General features: G+C 45.6%; 19 protein-coding genes and 1 pseudogene. 11 read left to right on the top strand and 9 right to left on the bottom strand.

What is annotated here, in order from left to right; all coding sequences use genetic code 11:
* The 4 genes and pseudogenes from QUA36_RS22805 to QUA36_RS22820 all read left to right on the top strand — a co-directional run.
* On the top strand, nt 1–966 hold a 966-nt coding region (locus QUA36_RS22805; protein ID WP_333459198.1), incomplete at its 5' end, for a calcium-binding protein.
* A gap of 83 nt (nt 967–1,049) precedes the next feature.
* Nucleotides 1,050–2,136: pseudogene (locus QUA36_RS22810) on the top strand (calcium-binding protein).
* Between the two features lie 206 nt (nt 2,137–2,342).
* Nucleotides 2,343–3,332 (top strand): calcium-binding protein, encoded by a 990-nt coding sequence (locus QUA36_RS22815; protein ID WP_333459200.1) that lies wholly within the window; start codon nt 2,343–2,345, stop codon nt 3,330–3,332.
* Nucleotides 3,333–3,839: 507 nt separating this feature from the next.
* Nucleotides 3,840–4,880, top strand: coding sequence for a calcium-binding protein (locus tag QUA36_RS22820; RefSeq protein WP_333459201.1), 1,041 nt, complete (start codon nt 3,840–3,842; stop codon nt 4,878–4,880).
* 117 nt (nt 4,881–4,997) lie between these two features.
* Here QUA36_RS22820 and QUA36_RS22825 read toward each other — a convergent pair whose 3' ends face one another.
* Nucleotides 4,998–5,474, bottom strand: coding sequence for an ankyrin repeat domain-containing protein (locus QUA36_RS22825; protein WP_333459202.1), 477 nt, complete (start codon nt 5,472–5,474; stop codon nt 4,998–5,000).
* Nucleotides 5,475–5,510: 36 nt separating this feature from the next.
* Here QUA36_RS22825 and QUA36_RS22830 point away from each other — a divergent pair, with 36 nt between their 5' ends.
* Nucleotides 5,511–6,791: a lipid-A-disaccharide synthase gene (locus QUA36_RS22830; protein WP_333459203.1), complete on the top strand. Its 1,281-nt coding sequence runs from the start codon at nt 5,511–5,513 to the stop codon at nt 6,789–6,791.
* A gap of 156 nt (nt 6,792–6,947) precedes the next feature.
* On the opposite strand, the gene QUA36_RS22835 is transcribed toward QUA36_RS22830, so the two are convergent.
* The 3 genes from QUA36_RS22835 to QUA36_RS22845 are packed head-to-tail and all read right to left on the bottom strand — an operon-like array spanning nt 6,948 to nt 8,340.
* Nucleotides 6,948–7,118, bottom strand: coding sequence for a YqaE/Pmp3 family membrane protein (locus QUA36_RS22835; protein ID WP_333041499.1), 171 nt, complete (start codon nt 7,116–7,118; stop codon nt 6,948–6,950).
* A 39-nt stretch (nt 7,119–7,157) separates the two neighbouring features.
* Entirely contained in the window at nt 7,158–8,102 is a 945-nt protein-coding gene (locus QUA36_RS22840) for a fused MFS/spermidine synthase (RefSeq protein ID WP_333459204.1), read from the bottom strand.
* Nucleotides 8,092–8,340, bottom strand: coding sequence for a hypothetical protein (locus QUA36_RS22845; RefSeq protein ID WP_333453916.1), 249 nt, complete (start codon nt 8,338–8,340; stop codon nt 8,092–8,094). The genes QUA36_RS22840 and QUA36_RS22845 overlap by 11 nt, the downstream gene beginning before the upstream one ends.
* A gap of 376 nt (nt 8,341–8,716) precedes the next feature.
* On the opposite strand from QUA36_RS22845, the gene QUA36_RS22850 reads away from it, so the two are divergent.
* Nucleotides 8,717–9,787 carry an ATP-binding protein gene (locus QUA36_RS22850; protein WP_333459205.1) on the top strand — a complete coding sequence of 357 codons (1,071 nt, stop codon included), beginning with the start codon at nt 8,717–8,719 and terminating at the stop codon, nt 9,785–9,787.
* Nucleotides 9,788–9,866: 79 nt separating this feature from the next.
* The gene (gene priA, locus QUA36_RS22855; RefSeq protein ID WP_333459206.1) at nt 9,867–12,428 is read left to right on the top strand and encodes a primosomal protein N'; all 2,562 of its coding nucleotides are present in this window, start codon (nt 9,867–9,869) and stop codon (nt 12,426–12,428) included.
* A gap of 220 nt (nt 12,429–12,648) precedes the next feature.
* Here priA and QUA36_RS22860 read toward each other — a convergent pair whose 3' ends face one another.
* From QUA36_RS22860 to gltD, 3 genes are all read right to left on the bottom strand, one after another.
* Entirely contained in the window at nt 12,649–13,191 is a 543-nt protein-coding gene (locus QUA36_RS22860; protein ID WP_333459207.1) for an Imm30 family immunity protein, read from the bottom strand.
* Nucleotides 13,192–13,193: 2 nt separating this feature from the next.
* On the bottom strand, nt 13,194–13,592 hold the full coding sequence (locus tag QUA36_RS22865; protein WP_333459208.1) for a hypothetical protein: 399 nt from the start codon (nt 13,590–13,592) through the stop codon (nt 13,194–13,196).
* Nucleotides 13,593–13,700: 108 nt separating this feature from the next.
* Entirely contained in the window at nt 13,701–15,185 is a 1,485-nt protein-coding gene (gltD, locus tag QUA36_RS22870) for a glutamate synthase small subunit (RefSeq protein ID WP_333173112.1), read from the bottom strand.
* 86 nt (nt 15,186–15,271) lie between these two features.
* On the opposite strand from gltD, the gene QUA36_RS22875 reads away from it, so the two are divergent.
* The 3 genes from QUA36_RS22875 to QUA36_RS22885 all read left to right on the top strand — a co-directional run bounded on the left by QUA36_RS22875 (nt 15,272) and on the right by QUA36_RS22885 (nt 18,893).
* Entirely contained in the window at nt 15,272–15,529 is a 258-nt protein-coding gene (locus QUA36_RS22875) for a hypothetical protein (RefSeq protein WP_333166033.1), read from the top strand.
* Between the two features lie 173 nt (nt 15,530–15,702).
* On the top strand, nt 15,703–16,734 hold the full coding sequence (locus QUA36_RS22880) for a sulfate/molybdate ABC transporter ATP-binding protein (RefSeq protein ID WP_333459209.1): 1,032 nt from the start codon (nt 15,703–15,705) through the stop codon (nt 16,732–16,734).
* 215 nt (nt 16,735–16,949) lie between these two features.
* Nucleotides 16,950–18,893 (top strand): ATP-binding protein, encoded by a 1,944-nt coding sequence (locus QUA36_RS22885; protein ID WP_333459210.1) that lies wholly within the window; start codon nt 16,950–16,952, stop codon nt 18,891–18,893.
* A 146-nt stretch (nt 18,894–19,039) separates the two neighbouring features.
* Here the strand turns inward: QUA36_RS22885 and QUA36_RS22890 are convergent, their stop codons facing one another.
* Together QUA36_RS22890 and QUA36_RS22895 are read right to left on the bottom strand one after the other, a co-directional pair.
* A complete protein-coding gene (locus tag QUA36_RS22890; RefSeq protein ID WP_333459211.1) occupies nt 19,040–20,251 on the bottom strand; it encodes a transposase in 1,212 nt (403 codons plus the stop codon).
* 364 nt (nt 20,252–20,615) lie between these two features.
* A complete protein-coding gene (locus QUA36_RS22895) occupies nt 20,616–20,849 on the bottom strand; it encodes a hypothetical protein (RefSeq protein WP_333165954.1) in 234 nt (77 codons plus the stop codon).
* Between the two features lie 110 nt (nt 20,850–20,959).
* Here QUA36_RS22895 and QUA36_RS22900 point away from each other — a divergent pair, with 110 nt between their 5' ends.
* On the top strand, nt 20,960–21,397 hold the full coding sequence (locus QUA36_RS22900; RefSeq protein ID WP_333165957.1) for an Rrf2 family transcriptional regulator: 438 nt from the start codon (nt 20,960–20,962) through the stop codon (nt 21,395–21,397).
* Nucleotides 21,398–21,408: the final 11 nt, after the last annotated feature.

Consider the following 21,408-nt stretch of genomic DNA (forward strand, 5'->3'; position numbering starts at 1 on the left):
TCTGGAAGAGAACACTTTGAAAAATTTGGTCAAGCAGCCGGCCTCACCAAAATATCGCGGTATTTTGACGAAGATACATATCTAGCTCAAAATCAAGATATTGCACCATTTGTTCGCACCGCCAACAACCAAAACCGACCCTTTGCTTCAGGTTTAGACCACTTTATCCAGTTTGGTTACGAAGAAGGCCGCACGCGAGTATCGCCTGACTACGACGAAGTTTTTTATTTAAAGCGCCACCCGGAAATAACTCCCTTCGTGCAGAACGGAATTTTTAAATCCGGCTTTCAACACTTTATCCAATTCGGAAAAACAGAAGGTAGGTACGGGACAAGTTTCTTTGAACCACGTTACTTGGGAGATAACCCAGATGTGGCGGCAGTTGTGGAGGCTGGAGGTTTAAAAACGGGTCGAGAACACTATCTAAAATTTGGGCAATTTGAGTCAAATCGATACGGATTTTTTACAGGAACCAACGGTAATGATATCGTCACGGGATTTACAGCGGGAAAAAATCAAATTATCGGAATGCAAGTAGCTTTCGCCGGCCCCAATCCACCTTTTGGCATTAATAAGAATAAGTATGACGCTTTGAAATTGGATGACATCACGAGAGAGCCTTTCCTGACTACTACTGAATTCGATACATTGATTGGCACTTCTGGCATTGATTACTTCGTACTCGGAGATGCTGTTCCCAACAACCGACGTAGTTTGCTCAGCCGGGTAGATTTCTATACGGGCAGTGGGGAGGCCAGGATTGTCAATTTTGAAAAAGGAAAAGATTTTATTCAGTTGGTCGAAAACTTTAATGAACTGAGTATATTTCCATCAGGGGCGGACTTATTAATTCAAAAATCTGGAGATACACTTGCCAGAGTTCAGGGCGGAGCAAGTCTAACTCTGCAACCGATTGAGATGATAAATCCATTTAGTCCTCCAGTCAGTCTCACTTTTTTCGGCTAGAAAGCATAGAGCTTAAGTGAGATTTGACTGTTGGGTAAAATCACCCGATCAGGTAATTGTCTCAGTTCTGGATTATTGATAAATTGCCTAAACAGCTCATTAAAGCCGCAGGCAGAAAACATGGCTAGTTAGGCAATTTTTGACGAAAAATACTACCTTTCTCAATATCCTTGGGTCAAGCCAGCAATTGACACAGGAGTCATCAAATCGGGATTAGAACACTTTGAACAATTCGGTCAAGCCGGCGGCTTAACCAAAGTATCGCGGTATTTTGACGAAGCTACTTACCTCGCTGGCAACCCAGACATCGCTGCCTTAGTCCGCACTCCCAACAACCAAAATGCACCTTTTGCGACCGGGCTAGACCACTTTATCCAATATGGTTACGAAGAAGGTCGCACTCGCGTATCGCCTGAGTATGACGAAGCGTTTTATGTAGCAAATAACCAACAGTTGCAGCCGTTTATTGAGAATGGAACTTTTAAAAACGGCTACCAGCATTTCATTCAATTCGGCATCAAAGACGGTCAGTTTGGGACTTCATTATTTGAAACAGAATACTTACAAAAAAATCCCGATGTTCGGCCTTTTGTCGAATCGGGAGCATTGAAAACCGGTCGCGAACACTACTTCAATTTTGGCAAAAACGATCCAAGCCGCTCTGCGACTTTTGTCGGAACTCCTGGGAATGACATCATTACCGGTCCTGGGGTGGGGAATAGCGAATTAATTGGAGTTGAAGTAGGTTTACGTACAGGTAATGGCTTTGGCGAAGGCCGAGTGTATGAAGGTGACGGCAGCAATGAATTCGATACTCTCATTGGCGGTAGCGGCCGCGATATATTCGTACTCGGAGACCTTATAGAAGGCGGTAAAAGTTCTGCGCCCGGAACCGAAAAATTCTATATCGGGCCGGGTTTTGCGACAATTCGGAATTTTACAAAAGGTCAGGATAGCATCGTGCTAGGAGATGGCTTTTTACCTTTCTCAGATCAATACTTGATATTGCCCATCAACAACAATCGAGATTTAGCTATCCAATACAATGCTTCACTCCTGGCTGTTCCCGGAACGGCTCCGTTTGACACGATCGCTGTTATTGAAGGCGGCGGAAATCTCACGTTGAATTTATTACCAGAATCTAGAGTTACTAGATTTTTACTTGGGTAGAAATCTCGAAGCTATTGGGGATTTGGCTTGGGCTGCTGTCGGTACGATCGCACATTCGCAAAATGGGCGATCGTACTGTTGTGTTTGCCATGAAAATAATAAAATAGGCTTAATAATAATTAACTTGACATAGTGAGTTAGTAGAGTTAGTTATAGGGGATCAAGTTTAATCGACAAGTAAGCAGACTAAGCTTAGAGTACAACTTATGACTAATTATGAAATTTTTGACGAACCATACTACCTGGCGCAATATCCTTGGGTGAAACCGGCTATTGATGCAGGAATTATAAAATCCGGTAGAGAACACTTTGAAAAGTTCGGTCAAGCCGGCGGCCTGACCAAAGTATCGCGTTACTTTGACGAAGAAACCTATCTAGGTCAAAATCCAGATATTGCTCCCCTGGTTCGCAGCCCAAACAATCCAAACGCGCCTTTTGCGTCGGGTTTAGACCAATTTATTCAGTTTGGCTACGAAGAAGGCCGCACCCGCGTATCGCCTGAGTACAACGAAGATTTTTATTTGGCAAATAACTCAGAGTTGCAATCGTTCGTTCAGAACGGAACGTTCAAATCAGGCTACCAGCATTTCATTCGATTCGGACTCAAAGACGGTCGTTTTGGGACTTCATTTTTTGAACCGGAATACTTAAAAGAAAACCCCGACATTGTGCCATTTGTCAACTCTGGAGCCTTGAAAACCGGTCGGGAACACTACTTCAATTTCGGGAAAAACGAGCCAAACCGATCCGCTACTTTTGTCGGAACTTCCGGCGATGACATCCTCACTGGCGTTGGTGTGGGGAATACCGAACTGATTGGAGTGGAAGTAGGTATCGATCCCCAAGGCAATCGGCAGTATGAAAGCTTTGGAAGTGATGAATCTGATGTCCTGATCGGCGGCCCTGGGAAAGATACATTCGTACTCGGAGTTCCTCCTACCTCCGGTAATCCCACATCCCGTACACTCTATGCGGATATCACCGGTATAGTTACAATTCGGAACTTTGATAAAGACAATGACAAGATCCAGTTGGCAGGCTCACCCGCTACCTACAGAACAAGTGGTGGTGGTAACGAGTTGTTAATCCTAAGCCCAGGATCTGAAACAATTGGTAGGATTGAGGGGGGAGGAAATTTAGATTTCTCTGCGACTCAGCAAAAGGGCGACGGCACTTTCTACCTATTCCTTAAATAACCGGAACCTCGGTTATCTCTTTCTCCCTTAACATGGTAGGTGCGTTAATAACGCACCCTACTTAACTTTACCCAAGGTCAGGATAGCATCCAGCTTGCAGGGACTTTCTGAGAGTTCTTCTTGGTGTTTCCCATTAACAATAATCGACATTTAGCTATCCAAGCTAATGGCTTCTCTTTTGTTAAAAATGGAGGGGTCGAAACCAACCGCGGTGACACGCTCGCTGTTATTGAAGGCGACCGCAATCTCAGTTTGAATTTATTACTAAAATCTCTTTCTTTTACATCTTTCCTTCGATAGAAATCTCGCAGCAGTTAAGGATTTACCTTTGGCTGCTGGGGAGTGCGATCGCACATTACCAAAATGGGCGATCGCACTTTTGTGTTGACCATACAAATAATAAAACAGGCTTAACAATAATTAACTTGACATACTGAGTTAGTAGAATTAGTAATAGTAGTTTAAGTTTAACAGACAAGTAAGCAGACTAAGCTTGGAGCAAAATTTATGACTAATTATGACATTTTTGACGAACCATACTACCTGGCGCAATATCCTTGGGTGAAACCTGCTATTGATGCAGGAATTATAAAATCCGGCAGAGAACACTTTGAAAAGTTCGGTCAAGCCGGCGGCCTGACCAAAGTATCGCGTTACTTTGACGAAGAAACCTATCTATCTCAAAATCCAGATATTGCTGCCTTAGTTCGCACGCCAAACAATCCAAACGCCCCTTTTGCGTCTGGCATCGATCACTTTATTCAGTTGGGCTACGAACAGGGTCGCACACGCGTATCGCCTGACTATGACGAAGCGTTTTATGTAGCAAATAACCAAGATATGGTGCCGTTTATTCAGAATGGAACTTTTAAAAATGGCTACAACCACTTTATTCAATTCGGGGCAAAAGAAGGCCGTTTTGGTACTTCATTTTTTGAATCAAATTACTTAAGCGACAACCCCGATATTGTACCGTTGGTCAACTCTGGAGCTTTGAAAACAGGTAGGGAACACTACTTTAATTTTGGGCAATTTGAGCCTAGCCGCTCTGCGACTTTTGTCGGAACTTCCGGCAATGATATCGTCACTGGTGTAGGGGTGGGAGAGGTAACTTTATTGGGAGTTGAAGTAGGGAAAAAAATATTTGGAGGCTACCGATTAGGATACTTCGGGCCGGACAGTTACGGCAGCAATGAATTCGATACTCTCATTGGCAGTAGTGGCCGCGATACATTCATGCTCGCCACAACTTTTTCGGCGGGCATAAGCGGGATTGTAATCGAAAAGCTCTACATCGGGCCAGGTTTTGCTACAATTCGGAACTTTACCCAAGATCAGGATCAAATCGTTGTTCCATCTCATTCTTTAGATAACTTATTGGTGTTTCCCATCAACAATAATCAAGATTTAGCTATCCAAACGAACGGCGTGTACGTCCATAGAAATGGACGTACCGAAATTAGTCGTTTTGACACAATCGCGGTTATTGAAGGCGGCGGAAATCTCACTTTGAGTATATTACCAGAATCTCCACTTATCCTTAAGTAGAAATCTCGCAGCTATTGGAGATTTTCCTGATTGCTGATGTCGGTACGATCGCAAATTTATTCATTAATTGTACTCTCCAGAAACCGGGTTTCTCGAATAAACCCGGTTTCTAAGTCTTTAATGGAAATCGCGCGCTAGCTTCAAAACCTCAACCGCATCTTTGTGACCCTCCGAAGAGGCCCAAATTAACGCAGTCCAAGTATTATTATCCTTAGCTTTGATATCAGCTCCTTTATCGATTAAAAATTCCACAACTTGAGTGCGCCCGCTACCTGCAGCACTCATCAAAGCCGTCAAACCAAAATTAGTTTTAGCATTCACATCCGCTCCCGCCTCCAGCAAAAGCTGTACAATCTCGGTATGTCCGGCAGCAGCGGCACTCATTAACGGCGTCCACCCGTCATTGTCGTGACTGTTGGCATCCGCACCTGCAGCCAGCAACTTTTTGACGATCGCCGAATTGCCAGCCTCAGCCGCAGTCGTCAAAGCTGTCGCACCTTCCTCATCTTTGGCATTGATATCTGCACACTGTTCGATCGCACATTCTACAGCCGCAACATCACCCATCTTGACGGCATCAATTAAATCGGTCATAAATTCTCCGTTGTATCCTTTCAAATATTAAATGCTATGGCAGTCGATATTTTAATCCTCTCCAACGGGCCCGGAGAATTAGCAACTTGGGTGCGTCCCGCCGTGCAAGCTTTGCGCGAGCAATTGGCAAACGCGGGCACTCAAGCGCGCATCTCTGTGGTGCTGTCCCCCTGTCCGCACGCCACCGGGAAAGAAGCACAAATCGCTTGTTCCTACCCAGAAGTTGACAGAGTGCAAGCACCGGAGCATTTTCTTCCATTCTTATTGTCGGGCAAAACTGCTGAAAATTGGGATTGGTATGAAACAGGAGTTGTTTTGTTTTTAGGCGGCGATCAATTTTTTACTGTTGTTATTGGCAAAAGACTTAAATATCGCACTGTTATTTATGCTGAATGGGACGCGCGGTGGTATCGCTGGATTGATAAATTTGCGGCGATGAAACCAGAAGTTTTTGCTAAAATTCCCCAAAAATATGCTAATAAATTTACAGTTGTCGGAGACTTAATCGCCGAAGTAGGGAACGGGAAATCGGGCAGGGCGGGCACGGGGACACCGCCCCTACGGAAAATAGAATTAATTGGATTGTTGCCCGGTTCTAAAGCGGCAAAATTAGCTTTAGGTGTACCGTTATGTTTGTCGATCGCCCAATCCATCCATCGCCTTCGCCCTGATACTCGCTTTGTAATTCCCGTTGCTCCTACCATAGATGTGCAAACTCTAGCAGGTTTTGCCGACCCTGAACAAAATCCTTGCCTGCATTTATTTGAGAACGCTAGCGCCGAACTTCAGTTAACAGAACCACCGTTTTTGCAGACAGCAAATAACTTGCAGGTAGAACTTTGGACGCAGACGCCCGCCTACGATTTGCTATCAGAATGCAGCCTGTGTTTAACTACTGTGGGAGCAAATACTGCGGAATTGGGTTCGTTAGCTGTACCGATGATTGTTTTGATTCCGACGCAGCAATTGGATGCCATGAAAGCTTGGGACGGATTGCCGGGATTGCTGGCAAATTTGCCGTTAGTCGGTTCAGTTTTTGCTACGGTGATTAATTGGCTAATTTGGCAATTGGGAAATGGAAAGCTTTATGCTTGGCCGAATATTTGGGCACAGGAAGAGATTGTGCCGGAGTTAATTGGGAAGCTGGAACCGGAAGTAATTGCTCAATTGGCGATCGACTATTTGAGCCATCCTGAAAAATTAGCACAAATGGGTGATCGTTTGCGTGCCGTTCGAGGAGAATCGGGAGCGGCGAAAAAAATTGCTGAATTGGTTTGTGAAGAAATTGAGGTGCAATCTAATTGTCATAAGAATTAGATTCTTTTATTTTTAACCGCAGAGGTAGGCGCTTGGCTTTCCCGAAGGGTACGCGGATGAATGCAGATTTAATCCAGATTAATTGGTGAAAACAGGCAAAAGAAAACTTATTTTCTCTTGCCTGTTTATTATCCCAAAACAGGATTTGATCTCAACTTAAGCTCGATCGTGCTTAGCAATTACCCAAACAGCGTGAATGATGCCGGGAATAAAGCCCAAAAACGTGAGAACTAGGTTTATCCAAAAATCAGTACCGATGCCGACAGTCAAAAATACGCCCAGAGGGGGAAGAAAAATTGCAGCGACTATGCGAATTAAATTGTCCATCTCAGTTACTCCAAACGAGTTTTCTCTTTCAATTTAACTTCACTGACCAACCGAACCTTTCCCGAAAAACTTAGGCGGTGCTGCCATAGTGTAAACTTCGGTTTCAGCGGCGATTACCTGGCGTAAGTGACCGGGAAGCTGCATCAACCCCAACAGTGTAATTCCGTCGAACATCCGCAACCCGCCGGTGGTTTTCTCGGCAAGTAATTTGTCAGTAACTTCGGGATCTGGTCGCGTATTTATTTCTTGATTAGAAGCTACGGCAAAACCCCAAGGAGCTCCATAAGTAGAAATAAAGCTGGTGCAGGATTGAACGTTGGGGAAAACAGATTTCAGGGTATTTACAATGCGAGCGTGCATTTTCATTTCTGCCGGAGAAACTGGGCCCGCTTGCACTACGAAATATCCGTTAGGTGACATTACGCTGCGAACTTTCTCAAAATACTCTTTGGTAAACAACTGGAAAGATGGGCCTTCTTCAATGGGATCGGACAAGTCAGAAATGACAATATCCCAATCATTGTCAGTTTTATCTAAATAGTCCAAAGCATCGCCGATTACTACTTCGCAGCGGGGGTCGTCAAAGGCATTTTGGTGCATTTCTGGCAGGTGTTCGCGGCAAGCTTCTACTACTTCGCCGTCAATGTCGATCATCACGACTTTTTCAACTGTTTTCCAGCGCAGCACTTCTCTAATTGTAGCTCCTTCTCCGCCGCCGAGAACGAGGACTTTTTTGGGTGAACCGTGACAAATCATGGCTGGGTGCACTAGGGGTTCGTGGTACAGAAACTCGTCGCCTGTACAAGATTGCCATTTGCCGTCCAAAACTAAGCCTTTGCCGTAGGTACCGGTCTGAACTACGTACATTTCTTGATAGGCAGTTTTCTTGTAAGCGAGCACCGCGATGATGCCGTGAACGTAAATATCCCAAGGGGTAATGTACTCGCTCATCCAAAAGTCTGCACGAACTTCGCTACCTGACATCAATTACTCTCCAAATATAAACTGCTGTGTCGATGTTGTCACAAGTAGTAGTTATTAGCACACAATGGTGCGGGTGTGTGAGTACGATCGACACATTAAAGTGAGATTTTTCAGCAATGGTATAGTGTGATTGCGTTCTGGGATAGAGCAAGTGGCTTGGTACTTGAGATTGCTTGTGGGCGATCGCGCGACCAGTCGATCGCACTTTTCCCGACGCCCCGGAGTCGATCGCACTCACATTTAATATTTCCCCTTTGCATTGCCCACGGGTTTTGTACAAAGGTTGTCTGAATCGGGCAATTTTTCGCACTGGGCCCGCCTTGATAAGTTTGCGATCGGCCAGCTTATTTATCAACAATCCGATGAAAAACCCGCAAATGCGAGAGGGGGGAATAAAACTAGCGATCGGTTTTAACCAAAGTTATTATTAATATGTTGACATTGTGAATGTATCTTAGATAAGATTTTTATATCGACCCAAATAAAGGAAGTGTTGAAATTTTCGGACAAAATTGGCCAGGCGATGTACACCGAGATTCTAACTATGTAAAGGTGTAAATAAATTTTCTAATAAAAATGCTCTGACACTATTTTTAGGTTCAAAATAATAGCCGATGGAACCAACAGACTGGGACAACAGAATCAAAGAGCTGGAAAAGGAAAATCGAATCCTGCGGGAAAAACTTGAAACTTCGGAAACCGAACGCAGCCAATTACAAGCCATTAATCAAAAAAAAGAATCTTTGCTAAAAACACTAACGGAGGAATTTAGAGATTCCGAAAATATTTTAAAAGCAAGAATGTCTACACTAGAAAAAGCTCTCTTAAACCAGCAAACAACGCAGCTCAAATTGATCGAAGCCGAAAAAATGTCGGCTTTGGGCATTTTGGTAGCTGGTATCGCCCACGAAATCAACAATCCCGTTAACTTCATCTACGGCAATATTACCTATGTCAATGACTACGCTGGCGACATTTTAACATTGCTAGCAATGTATCAGGATAGGTATCCCGAAACAGATGCAGAGATTGAAGCTTTCCTGGAAAAAATTGACATCAACTTCTTGCGCGAAGATTTGTTGAAAACTCTTTCGTCAATGAAAGTTGGTTCCGAGCGCATCCGCGAAATAGTGCTGACTTTACGCAACTTTGCGCGGGTAGATGAAGGTGAAAAGAAACCAGTTAACATTCACGAAGGAATTGATAGCACCTTGTTAATATTGCAACATTTAACTAAAGAAAAACCCGGTCATTCGGCTATTAGTCTTATTAAGAATTATGGAGATTTGCCAAAGGTGGAGTGTTATGCGGGTCAATTAAATCAGGTGTTTATGAACATCATTAATAATGCTGTTGATGCCCTGCGAGAGCGAGAGCAAAAGTCTTCACTGGACGAGATAGAAGCTAACCCTATCGAGATGACCATTACTACTTCTATTATTTCCGAAAATTTGGCAAGAATTAGCATCAAAGATAATGGTCTGGGAATGAATGAATCTGTAAAAACCAAAATTTTCGATCCCTTTTTCACCACCAAACAAGTTGGTCACGGGACGGGTTTGGGATTATCAATTAGCTATCAGATTGTTGTGGACAAACACGGCGGGAGGTTGGAGTGCATATCCGCAATTGGAGAAGGGACTGAATTCGTGATCGAGATTCCGATCGCCAATTCCCGCAGCTAAGATCGATCGATCGAGCTAAACTGAGGGATAATGAAAACTCCCTTTGACCGCGGCTCCTCCTAGTTTGATGTGCAACCCTATGTCTACTGTCACTTTTGGTTTGTCAACCCCTATAGCGGCAGAGGCCGGGGCATCCTACGGCAGCAGCGAACCGCCACAGCGCCCCACCGTGCGGGCAGAGTGGATGGAGGTATTGGTGGACTCTCCTTTCAGGGTTGCGGGGGACTCGTCTGGGGAGGAAAACAAGTTATTTACCTATCGTTTACCTGCGGAACTTACTGTGCAACCAGGGGATATTTTGAGTGTACCCTTTGGCAGTCAACAGGTAGGGGCGATCGCGATTCGGTTCATTTCTCAACTGCCGCCAGACTTAGATCCGGCGCGGGTTAAAGATGTCGAAGATGTTGTCAGTACGGGTTTTTTCCCGCCTACTTATTGGGAATTGCTCGATCGCACTGCCACCTATTATTGCACACCTTTAATTCAAGTAATTAGAGCCTCACTGCCGCCCGGTTTGTTAAGCCGTTCCGTGCGCCGAATTCGCTTAATTAAGGACGCAATTTCTCCGAATGCCGAAACATTTCTCAATCCCGCAGCTAGTCAAATTTTGCAATTGTTGCAAGCTCAAAAAAACGGCGATTACACTTGGCAATACCTTCAGCGCCAAGTTAAGGGAAGTTATCGGGGATTGAAAGATTTATTGAAACGCGGTTGGGTAGAAAGTTATTTAGAACCTCCCCATCCTCCCAAACCACAACTAAAACCGGCAGTGACATTAATTGCTAGTGCATTTGTCACAGATTTAACCAAGCGGCAACAAGAAGTATTGGAAGTTTTGCGGCGTGGCGGCGGTGAAATGTGGATGAACGATTTGCTGAGAATTTGCAGCGCGAGTTCTTCTGTTGTCAAAAATTTGGAACAAAAAGGTAGCGTTGTCATCGATCAAAGGGAAGTTCTCAGGGGCGATCGCGGAATTTCTCAATTGCCCGATTCACCGAAAACTTTAACTCATTTTCAAGCAGAAGCTTTAGCGTTTATTAACTCTTTTTCGGGATTCCGTCAAGTGCTGCTGCACGGCGTTACAGGTTCCGGGAAAACCGAAGTGTATTTGCAGGCGATCGCCCCAATCTTAGCCAGCGGCAAATCCGCCCTCGTACTCGTTCCCGAAATCGGCCTCACACCGCAACTTACAGACAGATTCCGCGCCCGTTTTGGCGAGCAAATTTGCGTGTACCACAGCGCCCTATCCGACGGCGAACGTTACGATACATGGCGTCAGATGCTGACTGGAACGCCGCAAATTGTCATCGGCACGCGATCGGCCATTTTCGCACCTTTACCTCACCTCGGCTTAATTATCCTCGATGAAGAACACGACAGCAGCTTCAAACAAGACCAACCAGCCCCCTGCTACCATGCCCGCACCGTTGCCAAATGGCGCGCCGAATTAGAAAATTGTCCCTTAATTTTAGGTTCCGCAACTCCAGCATTAGAGACTTTGGTGGGGACGCGCCGAGATTATTACTCCTTACCAAATATCCATTATTTATCATTGCCCGATCGCATTTATTCCCGCCCGATGCCGCCTGTGGAAATAGTCGATATGCGCCAAGAATTGCGGCAAGGAAACCGCTCAATTTTCAGCGCTTCCCTGCAAAACGCGCTGGAACAATTGCAAGCAAGACAACAGCAAGGTATTCTATTTATTCACAGAAGAGGACACAGTACCTTTGTCTCTTGTCGAAGTTGTGGCTATGTGATGGAATGCCCGAATTGCGATGTTTCCCTGTCTTATCACCACGTCGGCGAAGGAACCGCAGAAATATTGCGCTGTCACTACTGCAACCACACGGAACGACACCCCCAAAACTGCCCAGAATGCAGTTCTCCTTACTTCAAAAACTTTGGTAGTGGGACTCAGCGAGTCGAACAGGAATTAACGAGATTGTTTCCAGAATTGCGGGCAATTCGGTTTGACAGCGATACGACTAGAAATAAGGGCGATCACCGCAGATTGTTAACGCAATTTGCCAATGGGGAAGCTGACATTTTGTTGGGTACGCAAATGCTGACGAAAGGGTTAGATTTAGCTGGAGTCACATTGGTGGGAGTTGTTTCTGCTGACGGGTTGCTAAACTTATCCGATTATCGGGCCAGCGAACGAGCTTTTCAAACATTAACTCAAGTCGCGGGTCGTGCGGGCAGAGGCGACGATCCGGGGCGGGTAATTATTCAAACTTACACTCCCGAACACCGGGTTATTCAAGCAGTTAGGCGGCATGAATATGCAGGTTTTGTGGAAACAGAATTAGCAGAAAGAGCGGCGCTGAATTATCCTCCTTCGGGGCGGCTGGTTTTGTTGCGGTTGAGCAGTGTAGATGCGGCGGAAGTGGCGGTGACGGCGGTACAATTGGCGTCTGTTTGTCAGGAGTATATTGAGCGATTGTCTGTACCGGGGTGTGAGTTGTTGGGGCCTGCACCTGCGGCGATTATGCGGGTGGCAAATCGCTATCGGTGGCAGATTTTGCTGAAGTTGCCTTTGGATGAGTCGGTGGATTTGTCGGATTTGATCGGATTGCGCGATCGCACGCCGCGTTCTGTTAGTTTAACTATTGATGTCGATCCGTTGAATTTTGGTTAAAAAATTTGATGGGCTGTGTTGTAATTTAGTTGGTAGGAAAAAATAGAATACCCATATCCCCGACTTCTTTAATAAGTCGGGGATATAACAGCGAGAGCGTTTTACGTTTACAGTCCTGGACGCACTTACTCTATATTTAGGGTGCTTATGGGCGCACCTTACCGCTATTGGTAGTGTGTAAAGCCAATTTTTGCGTAAGTCCTGGTTTAATTAGAGTGACCTACTTATCTTTAGCGACTCCTGCTACTGCTAACAAATCAGAAAGGTCTTGGAATTCAGGTTTGACTAAGCCTAATTGCTCCCGCAAATAGACAATTAATTGCTGCGGAGGAATTTCTTTAAGATATTGTTCTAAAAGGTCAGCTAATTCTTTTGGTAGCTCAATAGTTTGTTTCATCAGTGAGCTGTGGCTGTCAACAGCAGACAAAATATCTTGATAACACGCACGCGCAGACTCATCATTTAGGATGCGATTGTGGATAATTTTCGTCCATTCCGGTGCGGAAACGATTAATTGCGGAACCGCATTAATAAATGCTTGAAGTTGCTTTTTTACGTCAAAAGACTCTAGAAAATGGATGAGACTAAACATGACTTCCGGGTGCTGACATTTGTCATCTAAGACTAGATGCAGTTCTCGCAGATTTTCTATTGGTGAGTTTTTGGCAAGTTCGGCTAGAGCATTCTCAAATGCAGCGACTTCCTCATCGGAACGCATCAATCTATTAGTTTCTAAAACGTTAATTAATGAATTATGGCTCATTCTCAAACCCTCCATTTATCGAAAACACCTTGCCACGCTAACTTGTTTTGCTGAATGACTTGCTGTAAACCCCGCTTAATTTCTGGGGTGTAAAGTCCTTGACAGCGATAAATCGATCGCACATCCCAAACTTCACGAGCGAGAGCCTGTCTTGGTAATATATTTAAGTTAGGGGATTGTCCATAGGATAGCGTTTCTCTGTGGCGACCGCCCATTCCTGGTGACAAATGCTCCATCATCATTGCTATCCCTTTGTTTCTGGTGTAAGCAGGCACTTTTGCTTCCATAAACGCATTTGATGGTATGTGATGTGGCGTCAGGTTATCGCCTCTACATCCTTTTTTGAGTAATTCACTATAAGTACCGACAGCACCCTCACCCGAAAGTAATGAATTTGGCATAATTGGGGTTAATTCTGTAATAAGTTCGTAGTAAGGACTTTAGTCCTTAAATCCGAGTTTGAAAAGACTGAAGTCCTTACTACAAACCAATGCGTCAACCCGGTTGCTTTACGGCAAATCAGTGCTCCCCATCAGATAAAGGTCGCACTCCCGGGCCACGCCCCGCCCTTCATTAATCGCCCAAACAACCAAACTTTGTCCCCGGCGACAGTCTCCAGCCGCGAAAACTCCCGGAATGCTGGTTGTATATTTTTCGTGCTCGGCTTTCACGTTGCTGCGGGCGTCGCGTTCCAATCCCAGGGCATCCAGCAAGGGCTGTTCCGGGCCGAGGAAGCCCATCGCTAGCAAGACAAGCTGTGCGGGCAACACTTTTTCCGTGCCCGGGATGTGGTTCGGAATGAACTGCCCTTTCTCGTTTTTCGCCCACTCCACTTCAACGGTGTGCACAGCTTTGACATTGCCGTTTTCGTCGCCCTCGAACTTTGTCGCCGTGGTGAGATAGCCGCGGGGGTCGTCGCCGAATTTGGCTGCGGCTTCTTCTTGGCCGTAGTCGAGACGGTAGACTTTTGGCCATTCGGGCCAGGGATTGTTGGCGGCGCGTTCCGAGGGCGGTTTGGGCAAGATTTCTAGCTGTACGAGGCTTTTGCAGCCGTGGCGGATGGAGGTGCCCACGCAGTCGGTGCCGGTGTCGCCGCCGCCGATGATCACGATATCTTTGCCTTCGGCGGAGATGAAGTTATCGTTGGTGCTCTTGTCGAGAACTGCTTTGGTGTTCGCAGTCAGAAAGTCCATTGCGAAGTGGATGCCTTTTAATTCCCGGCCGGGGATGCCCAAGTCGCGGGGTTTTGTCGCGCCGGTACAGAGCACAACTGAGTCGTATTCTTTTAGCAGTTGTTCGGCTGGCAAGTCTTTGCCGACTTCGGTGTTGCAGACGAATGTCACGCCTTCGTCTTCGAGGACTTTCAGGCGGCGCATTACGACTTGTTCTTTGTCTAGCTTCATGTTGGGGATGCCATACATTAGCAGACCGCCTGGTCGATCGGCTCTTTCGTATACTGTTACCCAATGACCAGCTTTGTTGAGTTGCGCGGCGGCGGACAAACCGGCGGGCCCGGAACCGATGACGGCGATTTTTTTGCCGGTGCGTTTGGCGGGTGGTTCGGCAGTAATCCAGCCTTCATCCCAGCCTTTATCGATAATTGCGGCTTCGATGTTTTTAATCGTCACCGGCGGGTTGTTGATGCCGAGCACGCAAGCGCCTTCGCAGGGTGCGGGACAGACGCGGCCGGTGAATTCAGGGAAGTTGTTGGTTTTGTGGAGTCTGTCTAGGGCTTCTTTCCACAGTCCGCGATATACTAGGTCGTTCCATTCGGGGATGAGGTTGTTAATCGGGCAGCCGCTTGCCATGCCGCTGATAATTGTGCCCGTGTGGCAAAACGGAATGCCGCAATCCATGCAGCGCGCGCCTTGGGTGCGGAGTTTGTCCTCATCCATCGGCAGGTGAAATTCGTCCCAGTTGTGGACTCTCTCGACGGGTGAGAGTTCGGAGGGCAATTCGCGCAAGAATTCGATAAAGCCTGTTGGTTTTCCCATAGTGGTGTTCTGGTTAGAATTTACTATTCTGTCAGTTTCTCAAAGGTGAAGCTGGCGGGCTTCTGAATTAACTATTGTGATCTAAATTGTGTGCGATCGCACCTCAGATTGAGCAATTCCTACGTGAAATCTTCAATATCGCCGGGAGTCGGGGAATTGTCGGCAGCCGTAAAATATACAGCGACAGCCAAGAAACCGGGTTTTTTACGGGGGTTAAAGGTTTTAAAGGTTTTGATGCAGTATTTTCGTCCATCAAACCCGGTTTCTGCGTAATTTCAGCATTGCTTACTCTGGGACGATCGCATTTACCGCTACAGCCACATCTCGAAACGCTGACAGCTTAACTCCGACGGCCCGCCAGCCTCAACTTTGAAACGCAGTCCCCATCTGGAGAGCATCGAGATCCTATACAAAAAGTTACAGACCTTGCAAAATAATATTTTCAGGATATACTACTGTAAATCTGTCAGATAAGCGGAGTTTACTTTTTTAACTCCTAAAATAGGTAAATAAACTCATGAGCATTACAGTTCAGAACGTATCGAAACACTTCGGCTCCTTCCACGCAATTGACAACGTGAATTTGGAAATTAAAAGGGGTTCTTTAGTCGCGCTGTTGGGGCCTTCTGGTTCCGGGAAATCGACTCTGCTGAGGATGATCGCGGGGCTAGAACCGCCGGACAGCGGTCATATTTACCTGATCGGTGAAGATGCTACTCATCAGTCGGTGCAAGAACGGCATATCGGTTTTGTGTTTCAGCACTACGCTTTGTTCAAACACATGAGTATTCGGAAAAATATTGCTTTTGCGATGGAAATTCGCAAAGTTCCTAAAGGCTCAATTAGTAGGCGGGTTGATGAACTTTTGGATTTAGTGCAGTTGACAGGTTTGGGCGATCGCTATCCTTCGCAACTTTCCGGCGGCCAGCGGCAGCGGGTTGCTTTGGCCAGAGCTCTAGCAGTTCAACCAAAAGTGCTGCTGCTAGACGAACCTTTTGGAGCATTAGATGCTAAAGTCCGCAAAGAATTGCGATCGTGGCTGCACAACCTTCACAAAGAAGTTAACATCACCACAGTTTTTGTGACTCACGACCAAGAAGAAGCTATGGAAGTAGCCGATGAAATTGTGGTGATGAACAAAGGTAGAGTCGAACAAGTTGGCACTCCTGCTGAAATTTACGACAAACCGGCGTCAGCTTTTGTGATGAGTTTTATTGGGCCTGTCAATGTGCTGTCCAATGCTGCAGGTTTGTTCGCCAGCCACGCCGCAGCGCCTCGCCATAATGGAGCCGCTCATTCGGAATTAGTGTTTTTGCGCCCCCACGACGTGGAAATTAAAACTAAGCCGGAGTCGGGTTTTTCATTAGCAACAGTCAGCCGCATCATTCATTTAGGGCGGGAAATACAAACCGAGTTAGTGTTAGAATCCCAGCAGGTAGTAACAGCTTACGTGAGTCGCGAGCGCTTCGATTCTCTACAGTTAACGCGAGATCAGCAGGTTTACGTCAAGCCCAAACACGCCATGACTTTTCCTGCTTATTCAATTTAAATCAGCGACTGCATCTTACTCAAAATACTATCGGGGAGCTTCTGCAAAACACTGCTCCCACATCGTTACCAGGCACGAGCCTGGTAATGCTGTCTCGTGGCTCCAAATCGGAGGCAGAGCCTCCTGAAATTCATTCCTAGGCTCTGCCTGGGAAGGGGAAAAAGCTTCCTCATGAAATTTTGAGTGGGAACGATAAAAAAAGGTCAGCGAAGAATATGAATCCTAACAAATTATTGAATTTAGCAACTAGCGCTTTACTTGGTTATCGCCGTTACATCCAAGCAGGATTAACACTTTGTGCAGGATTTGGACTGTCTGCGATCGCCTCTTCAGTTGCGTACAATTGGGAATACAAATTCATGCAAGCCGAACTGCAAGATCGGCTGGACAAAATAGCTACAGACATTCAGAGAGATGTTAGCGGCAATTTAGAAATAATTCGGGCTGCAGGAGCATTTTACAGCGTATTTGACGGCGTTAAAAAACCAGAAATGAAGACATTTGTTGGCCCTGCCCTCTACCGCCATCCGAGCCTGAAGGCGATCGCTTGGCTGCCCCGTGTTTCTGACTCTCCGCAATTCCTGACAGAGGAAATAGATTTAAGTTTAGATTTAACTGCCAATCGAGTAGCGTTAGAAAACGCCACCAAAAGACAAGAAATTATCGCGACTGACCGCCAAAAATTGCCATCACAAAATCCCCCAAGTTTCTTCGTCTTTCTGCCAATTTTTAGTCAAACGTCTCCTGGCGACACCGCACCATTTTCAGAAAACTTACCTGCTAAAAGAACAGAAAACTTGAAAGGTTTTACTATGGGAATTTTGCTCATTGATGCTATTGTTAAGTCGGCTTTACAGGAAACTCAACTTAACTTTGTTAACGTATATCTTCAAGATGCTATGGCTCCTGAAGCCGAAAGATTTCTCGCTTTTTACGAAGCGAAGACTAAAAGAATAGTTACTGACGAAAACATTAAAAATACACTCGATATTGGCGAAAGAGCTTACTGCCCGGACGGCAGCAGTTGCACCCGCATTCTCAATATTGAAAATCGCAGGTGGCTGCTGCAACTGCGGCTAACGCCAGAGTACATTAATCCTCTAAGATTTTGGCGTTCTTTGACTGTTTTAATATTAGGGATCATCTTAAGCTTGGCTGTGACACTTTATCTAATGAGCTTGTTGAATTATACAGATAAACTTGAACAAGTAGCAGCAGAACGCACGGCTAAATCTAAACAGCTAGAGCAAACGTTGCAAGAGTTGCAGCAAACTCAAACTCAACTAATTCAGCAGGAAAAAATGTCTAGTTTGGGTTTGTTAGTTGCTGGTGTCGCCCACGAAGTTAACAATCCTATTAGTTTTATTTACGGCAATATTCAACACGCCAGCGCATATAGTAGGGATTTGTTGGAGTTGGTAAAACTCTACCAAAAACACTATTCATACCCTCCATCGGAAATTTCAAAGTATTTAGAAAATATTGACTTTGACTTTCTCAGCAAAGATTTGCCGCAACTGCTGTCATCGATGAAAATAGGAGCCGATCGCATTGTTCAAATTGTCAAATCTTTGCGTAATTTCTCTCGCTTAGATGAAAGCGAAATGAAACCTGTCAACATCCATGAAGGCATTGACAGCACTCTGCTAATTCTGCAAAGTCGCCTGAAAGCTACAGCCCACCGCCCTGCGATCGAGATTGTTAAAAACTACAGCCATTTACCTTTAGTAGAGTGCTATGCCGGACAATTAAATCAGGTGTTTATGAATATTCTGGCTAATGCGATCGACGCCCTGGAGAGTTACAACCTCGATCGCGGGCCCAAAGCAGCGAAAGCCAATCCGATCGCGATCGCCATAACCACAGAATATTCAAGTCCCGATAAAATAATTGTGCGGATATCTGACAACGGCCCCGGTATGCCAGAAAATGTCAAAAAACGGCTGTTTGACCCGTTCTTTACGACGAAACCGGTCGGAAAAGGGACAGGATTGGGACTGTCAATCAGCTATAAAATTATCGTAGAAAAGCACAAAGGTATGCTGCGCTGCGATTCGACACCGGGATTGGGGACGGAATTCTCGATCGAGATTCCGCTGCAGCAAGAAGTCAGACAAGCTGTACCGTTTGTTTCGCGGAAAATATCGGAGGCAGCTTAGAAGGGGCTGGGGAAGGAAAAATTTTTTCCCCATATACTACTGTAAATCGGTCGGCTTATAGTATTATATGTAGTAATGCCAAAACCAATACTGCTTGATGCAGCTTAAACCCTCGGCACTGCCGATACTGTTTGACACTCCCCTGCCTAAAGGCGAGGGGATTCTTGATTCGCAGAATCGACTTGCCGATGTAGAATTACTTCAACATCGGTAGCGGTCAATTCTCCACAAGCGTTCGGATCTAAAATCCAAGTTCCGGTGTGCCCCACCGTACTCAATCCCCGACTTAGAATATTTTTAGCGGCGTTCCAATCACGATCTAATACGCATCCACACCGACAAGCATGGGTTCGCGTTGATAGAGTTTTCTTAACAATTGTTCCGCAGTTAGAGCATTCTTGACTTGTTCCATTGGCTGGCACGGCAATCGTAATTCTTCCGAATACTTTGCCTAAATATTCCAACCACACTCGGAACATATACCAAGATGCGTCGTTAATCGATTTTGCTAGACAGTGATTCTTCACCATATTTTTAATCCTCAAGTCTTCGTAGGCTACACAGTCGTTTGACTGGATCGCGCATCTTGCCAATTTCACGGCAAAATCTTTACGTTGCCTACTTATTTTGAGGTGGCGCTTTCCTAAAATCACTCTAGCCTTTTTTCTATTTTGCGAACCCTTGACTCGTTTGGCAACTCGTCTTTGGGCTTTTTTTAACCTGCGCTCGGACTTGCGGAGAAATCGCGGATTTTCGACTGCAACACCATTGGAATCTGTGTAGAACTCTTTTAGTCCCACGTCTAATCCAATGGCGTTGCCAGTAATTTCAATCTTCTCAGAGCGGTCAACTTGAATGCAGAACTGGACGTAATATCCGTCTGCTCGCTTTACCAAGCGCACTCGCTTGATTTGACTGCGCTGGTAGAAATGCAAGTCGCGCGTTCCTTTTAATTTGAGTTTCCCGATTCCTTTCTTATCGGTAAAAGTGATAGATTTCCGGTCATCTGCCATCCGCCAGCCAGTAGTCTTGTATTCGACCGAGCGGTTGTCTTTCTGGAATTGCGGAAACCCTTTTTTTCCTGGGACTTTCTTTTTACAGTTGTCATAGAATCGGGAGATCGCCGACCACGCTCTTTCTGAGCTAGATTGGCGAGCCATGCTGTTTAAGTCATCGCAAAACGGGAATTCTTTAGCTAGAACAGCGCTGTACTTGTTTAAGCCGTATTTATCGACTTTTGTGTTTTCCATCCAAAAGCGCAATGCTTTGTTGCGGATGAACTGCACCGTTCTAATTGCTTCGTCTACAGCGTCAAATTGCTGTTTTTTACCGAATGCTTTGAACTCAAAAACTAGCATGACTTCGACCTCATCACGATATCTTTATGCTAGCGGGGCTGGCTTAATATTGCCGAATTCTTCACAAAAATCTACAAACACAAGTACGGGCGTATCCCTAAATTAAGAGAAAGCCGTCCTACAAGGACGGGGTTTTAAACCAAGTTTTGTGAGAATTTGCATTTATTAAATTTTCTCCTCCACTGGTCAATAAGGTCAAAAGCAAGGGTGACGATCGCACTTGCTTTTCTGTTTCTCCTGATTTCTTTCTTCTCACTGCCAACAGATGCGAGATATCGCACCTGTTGACTGCCGTTAAGTAGGTAAGTATGAATAAACTTAACGATGACACAGCATATATCCGCCTACCTACTTAGCAATTACTTTAAGGCGGTATTGCCTGTAAAATACTCGCTCCGTGCAACATTTGAGACTTTCGGGCTCTACCCGCTTCGGGGTGTTCCCAAGACGGTGCAAAGGGTGGAACCAAGAAGGAGCAAGCTTTCCACCCACCCTGTACCCCCACGCCGAGCATCAGGCAGTTTCCGCCCCTGTGTCCGTGCTGCTCGTAATACCGACAGTGCCGACAGCTTAAATTCCCTACATTTACATTACTCACGGGATTTCTCCAACCGTTTTTGTAATAAAAATATACTAACACCTGTATGTCTACCGGAATTATGTACTATTATATAATGTACAATTTAAACTCGATCGCCAGTGGGGAATGTGGAACTATCTTCTAGAGTACAATATGCCCTGTTAGCGCTCTTGGAACTGGCGAGTCACTACCCGAAGGATTCGCCCCTAACAGTAAACGAAATTACTGTTTCTCAAGAGATACCGGAACGCTATCTAGACCAAATTCTTGCTGTGCTGCGGCGTGCAAGTATTGTCCAGAGTTTGCGGGGTGCTAAAGGCGGTTATTTGCTGGCGAAAGATCCTTGGCAAATTACTTTGCTAGAGGTGTTTTCGACACTCGAAGGATCGGGCAGTGGCCCGGCCCAAAAAGTTTCGGAATCTGTAACAATAGAAAAAACTGCGGTGCTAGAAATCTGGCAGGAAGCTCAACAGGCATCTTGGGCTGTTTTGGGGAAATACACATTACAAGATTTGTGCGAACAGCGGGATGTTCGCAAACAAGCACATCCCATGTACTACATTTAAGGGGAGATAGA

The sequence above is a fragment of the Microcoleus sp. Pol10D4 genome, assembly GCF_036701555.1.
Classification (GTDB): Bacteria; Cyanobacteriota; Cyanobacteriia; order Cyanobacteriales; family Microcoleaceae; genus Microcoleus.